This window comes from Streptomyces sp. CO7, from assembly GCF_053474865.1.
Genome location: NZ_JBRIOU010000005.1, coordinates 126,211 through 130,511, shown reverse-complemented (window position 1 = coordinate 130,511; position 4,301 = coordinate 126,211). Strand labels below are relative to the sequence as shown.

6 protein-coding genes are annotated in these 4,301 nt (G+C 75.6%); 5 read left to right on the top strand and 1 reads right to left on the bottom strand.

Translation table 11 applies throughout. The features are described 5' to 3' along the window. From ACOV8S_RS18925 to ACOV8S_RS18905, 5 genes are all read left to right on the top strand, one after another. Positions 1-544: rod shape-determining protein (locus tag ACOV8S_RS18925; protein ID WP_448318992.1), on the top strand; the 544-nt coding region annotated here is incomplete at its 5' end. 43 nt (positions 545-587) lie between these two features. After that, positions 588-1,112, top strand: a complete 525-nt coding sequence (locus ACOV8S_RS18920) for a GNAT family N-acetyltransferase (protein WP_448318991.1) — start codon at positions 588-590, stop codon at positions 1,110-1,112. A gap of 303 nt (positions 1,113-1,415) precedes the next feature. Further along, positions 1,416-2,333 (top strand): UTP--glucose-1-phosphate uridylyltransferase GalU, encoded by a 918-nt coding sequence (galU, locus tag ACOV8S_RS18915; RefSeq protein ID WP_448318990.1) that lies wholly within the window; start codon positions 1,416-1,418, stop codon positions 2,331-2,333. Between the two features lie 120 nt (positions 2,334-2,453). Then, a complete protein-coding gene (locus ACOV8S_RS18910) occupies positions 2,454-2,945 on the top strand; it encodes an SRPBCC family protein (protein ID WP_448318989.1) in 492 nt (163 codons plus the stop codon). 220 nt (positions 2,946-3,165) lie between these two features. After that, positions 3,166-3,792, top strand: a complete 627-nt coding sequence (locus ACOV8S_RS18905) for a hypothetical protein (protein WP_448318988.1) — start codon at positions 3,166-3,168, stop codon at positions 3,790-3,792. A 47-nt stretch (positions 3,793-3,839) separates the two neighbouring features. On the opposite strand, the gene ACOV8S_RS18900 is transcribed toward ACOV8S_RS18905, so the two are convergent. Further along, the coding region (locus ACOV8S_RS18900; RefSeq protein WP_448318987.1) for a DUF2267 domain-containing protein at positions 3,840-4,301 on the bottom strand (462 nt) is incomplete at its 5' end.

The following is a 4,301-nucleotide window of genomic DNA, read 5'->3' as shown; positions in this document are numbered from 1 at the left end:
CGCCTCCCCCGCCCACCGGGCGGCGGCCCGGTCCGCCGTGGCGGTGCTGCGGCCGCGGAACGTGCTGACCGTGCCCGCTGCCCGCGCCGTCGCGGTGGCGGCCCGGGCCGACCTGTCGCGGCCGCTGCTGGTGGTGGACATCGGCGCGCACCTCACCGAGGTGGTGCTGCTGGACGACGGCGCGGTGGCCGACGCCCGCCGCGTCGGCCTGGGCACCGGTGACCTCGGGGCCGCCGCGCCGGAGGACATCGTGGACGCGGTGACCAGGATGATGACCGAGACGATCCGGCAGGACGGCGCCTCGCTGATGCCCGGGGCGCTGGCCCGCGGCGTGCTGCTGGCCGGCGGCGGCGCGCTCCGGCCGGAGATCACCTACCGCCTCGCCGCCCGGCTGCACGCACCGCTCGACGTCGTCCCCGCCCCGCACACCGCCGCCGTGCGCGGCGCCGCGCGACTGCTGGAGGCCGCCCGCCTCCACCCGAGCACCCGCGGACACGGCACACCCGGCACGCGGTCCGGGGAGCGGCCGGGCCGGAGCCGGTGAACGGCCCCGGCACCGCACCCCGTGAACCTGCGAACATGGCCGGATGACGACCGTTCCCACCCTCCTGATCGCCGCCGACTCGCCCCTGCGGGAGGACGTCGCCGCGCTGCTCGACGAGCACCTGCAGGACATGTACGCGACCAGCCCGCCGGAGTCGGTGCACGCCCTGGACCACGGGACGCTGGCCGGCGACGGCATCGTCTTCGTGACCGCGCGCACCGCGGAGGGCGTCCTGCTCGGCTGCGGGGCGCTCAAGGAGATCGAAGCCGGCCACGGGGAGCTCAAGTCGATGCGCACCACGGCGGCGGCCCGGGGACGCGGCGTCGCCTCCGCCGTCCTGGAGCACCTGACCGGCCTGGCCGCGCGACGGGGCTGCGTACGGCTGAGCCTGGAGACCGGCGCGGAGGACTACTTCGCCGCGGCCCGGCGGCTGTACGCCCGGCACGGGTTCACCGCCTGCGGGCCGTTCGCCGGCTACACCGAGGACCCCAACAGCGTCTTCATGACCAAGCCCCTCGGACAGGTTCGACAGACCCGACAGGCCGGTGACACCCCGACATCCGCGTAGGGCCCCGCCAGGCGCTCGGGGCAGGGAGCGCCGGCACCTCGACCCCAGGATGTACGAGCTGGTGGGGGTGCTGCGTTCGGGCGCTGGAAGGGCGAGCGGGCCGCCTTCCGTGAACGGTTCGTCCAGTCTCCTGCCTCTCGCGGAACGCACCCGGCGCCCGCCCCGGACGCCGTCGTCGCGCCGTCCGTCGCGCCGTCCGTCGCGCCGTCCGTCCCCCGAACGTCGCACGCCCGTCCGCTCCCGTCCCCCGCGGCCACCCGCGCCCGGGGGCGGCTTCCCACTCACCGAGGACCCAACGCACCCATGAGATCCATGAGGCCCACCCTCAGCAAGGCGGTCATTCCCGCGGCCGGGCTCGGCACGCGGTTCCTGCCGGCCACCAAGGCGACGCCCAAGGAGATGCTCCCGGTGGTCGACAAGCCGGCCATCCAGTACGTCGTCGAGGAGGCCGTCTCCGCCGGGCTCGACGACGTCCTGATGATCACCGGCCGCAACAAGCGCCCGCTGGAGGACCACTTCGACCGCAACCACGAACTGGAGTCGGCCCTGGAACACAAGGGCGACGCCGGCCGGCTCGCCCGGGTGCGGGAGTCCACCGACCTCGCCACCATCCACTACGTCCGCCAGGGCGACCCCCGCGGCCTCGGCCACGCGGTGCTCTGCGCCGCCCCGCACGTCGGCGACGAGCCCTTCGCCGTCCTGCTGGGCGACGACCTGATCGACCCGCGCGACCCGCTGCTCTCCCGCATGATCGACGTGCAGGCCCGGTACGGCGGCAGCGTGGTCGCGCTGATGGAGGTGGACCCCTCGCAGAGCCACCTCTACGGGTGCGCCGCCGTCGAGACCACCGAGGACGGCGACGTCGCCCGGGTCACCGGCCTGGTCGAGAAGCCGGCGCCGGGCGACGCCCCGTCGAACTACGCGGTCATCGGCCGCTACGTCCTGCACCCGGGCATCTTCGGCGTGCTGCGCCGCACCGAGCCCGGCCGCGGCGGGGAGATCCAGCTGACCGACGCCCTGCAGATGCAGGCGGCGAACGGGAAGGTGTGCGGCCCCGTGCACGGCGTCGTCTTCTCCGGCCGCCGCTACGACACCGGCGACCGCGGCGACTACCTGCGCGCCATCGTGCGGCTCGCCAGCGAACGCGAGGACCTGGGGCCGGAGTTCCGGGCCTGGCTCCGCGACTTCGTGCGCGAGGAGATGGACGGCCCGCAGGGGTAGCACCGGCGGGCCGCGGAGCGGGGCCGGCGCCGGCGCCGTGATCGAGTGGCGGGGGCGCGGACACGGGGTTTTGCTGGGAGGAGCACCTCTGTCCGCGTCCGTGCCGAGGGACTGGGAATCATGACCGTCACCAGCGTCAACGAGGACTTCGACCAGCTCGAGCTGACCCTGGCCGCCGACTTCGACGCCCCCGTGGAACGCGTGTGGCAGCTGTGGGCCGACCCGCGGAAGCTGGAGCGGTGGTGGGGCCCGCCGGCCTACCCGGCCACCGTGGACGAGTTCGACCTCAGCCCCGGCGGGACGGTCAGCTACCACATGACCGGTCCCGAGGGGGACCAGCCGCACGGCTGGTGGAAGGTCGACTCGGTGGCGCCGCCCACCCGCCTGGAGTTCACCGACGGGTTCTCCGACGACCACGGCGAACCGCTCTCCGACTCGCCGAGGATCGGCATGCGGGTCACCCTCACCCAGCGCGGGACGGCGGGCTCCGGCACCCGCATGGAGGTCTCCTCGACGTTCCGCAACGAGCACGAGATGCATCAGATGTCCGACATGGGCATGGCCGAGGGCATGCGGGAGGCCGCCGAGCAGATGGACGGTCTCCTGGACTGACCCGACCGGCGGGCCCGCGGGCCGGTCGACGGGCCGGTCGGGGCCGCCCAACGGGCGCGGCCCGCGGGCCGCGCCCGGCCCACGCGCACGCCGGGCGCACCGCGCGCCCCGGCCGCGACACCCGCGTACGCGCGGCGGGAGCCGGAAGGCATGATGGACCCCACAGGCGAGACAGGCCGGTCCGCGGGGACCGGCCAGGGCTGTCCGGGGGAGGGGAGGCATGGACGGAGCTGACAGGCACGCGCCGCGCAAGGCCATCCGGCTGACTCCGGCCCTCTTCAAGACCGCCGCCGACGGCCCCGTGACGCTGTCCGAGACGGCCCCCAGCGCCCGCACCGAGGCCCGGGGCGTGCTGCGCATGACACTGCGCCCGGCCGACCGGCTGGCGGGCGCGGGAGTGGCGGCGGGCTGCCTGGTGCGCACCCGCGACGGCCGCACCGGCGTGGTGCGTTCACCGTCCCGGGGCGGCGCCGACCGTGCCGCGGACGCGGCGGGGTCGGGAGCGCTCGACGTCTGGCCGTTCGTCGCCCTCACCGACGACGGCACGGCCGTCGACGTCGCACTCGGCCGGGCGGACCGCTTCGAGCGGCTGCTGTTCTACGCCGACGTCGCCCAGGGCGCCGCCGACTTCCGCGGACCCGCCGCCGAGGCCGTCTTCACCGCCGGCCCGGGCCGCACCTGGCGCATCCCGCTCGACTCCGCGCCCGCCCCCGCCGGGGCCTGCGCGGTGGCGCTGCTGGTCCCCGGCCCGGGCGGGCTGGAACTGCGACGGGAGGTCCGGTGGTACCGGGCCAAGTGGCGCACCTCGTACCGGCGGGTGCTGGCCCGGGACTACCAGTTCACCTAGGAGCCGCCCTCGCGGCTCCCGAAGCGTGAAACCCGAGGAGCGAATCCCTAGGCGGCGCGGACGAGTTCGGCCTGGCCGAACAACAGGGCGTAGCCGGACGGGAGTTGTGCGAGGAGCCGGTGCGTCAGGTCGTCTCCGATCAGCGCGGGGAGCACTCCGAGGACCGACGTGGTGTCCCAACGCGCCGTGGCGTGCGTGGCGTTCGGCAGCCGGCGGGACAGCTCGTTGACGAACTCCGCGGCGGCCGGAACGTGGTGGGCGGGAACCTGGGCGGCGACGATGCGCGCCGCCTCCTCAGGCAGCGCCCTCGCCAGGTCGACGCGCTCGTCGCCGACGACGTGCTCCCCCAGTGCCGCGAGCACGGCGCGGGTGACCCGCTCGGCCTGCTCCTCGGTCGGGTAGAGCCCGGCCTCGCGGACCTTGGCGACCAGGTCGTCCCAGGACGTCGCGGTCGCCGTCGCGGCCGTCGAGCCCTCGCGGGGCTCGGGCACGGGAGCGGTGGTGACGAC

Coding starts and splice junctions, on each gene's coding strand:
- ACOV8S_RS18905 (WP_448318988.1), top strand. CDS start 3,166: ATGGACGGAGCTGACAGGCACGCGCCGCGCAAGGCCATCCGGCTGACT.
- galU (WP_448318990.1), top strand. CDS start 1,416: ATGAGATCCATGAGGCCCACCCTCAGCAAGGCGGTCATTCCCGCGGCC.
- ACOV8S_RS18920 (WP_448318991.1), top strand. CDS start 588: ATGACGACCGTTCCCACCCTCCTGATCGCCGCCGACTCGCCCCTGCGG.
- ACOV8S_RS18910 (WP_448318989.1), top strand. CDS start 2,454: ATGACCGTCACCAGCGTCAACGAGGACTTCGACCAGCTCGAGCTGACC.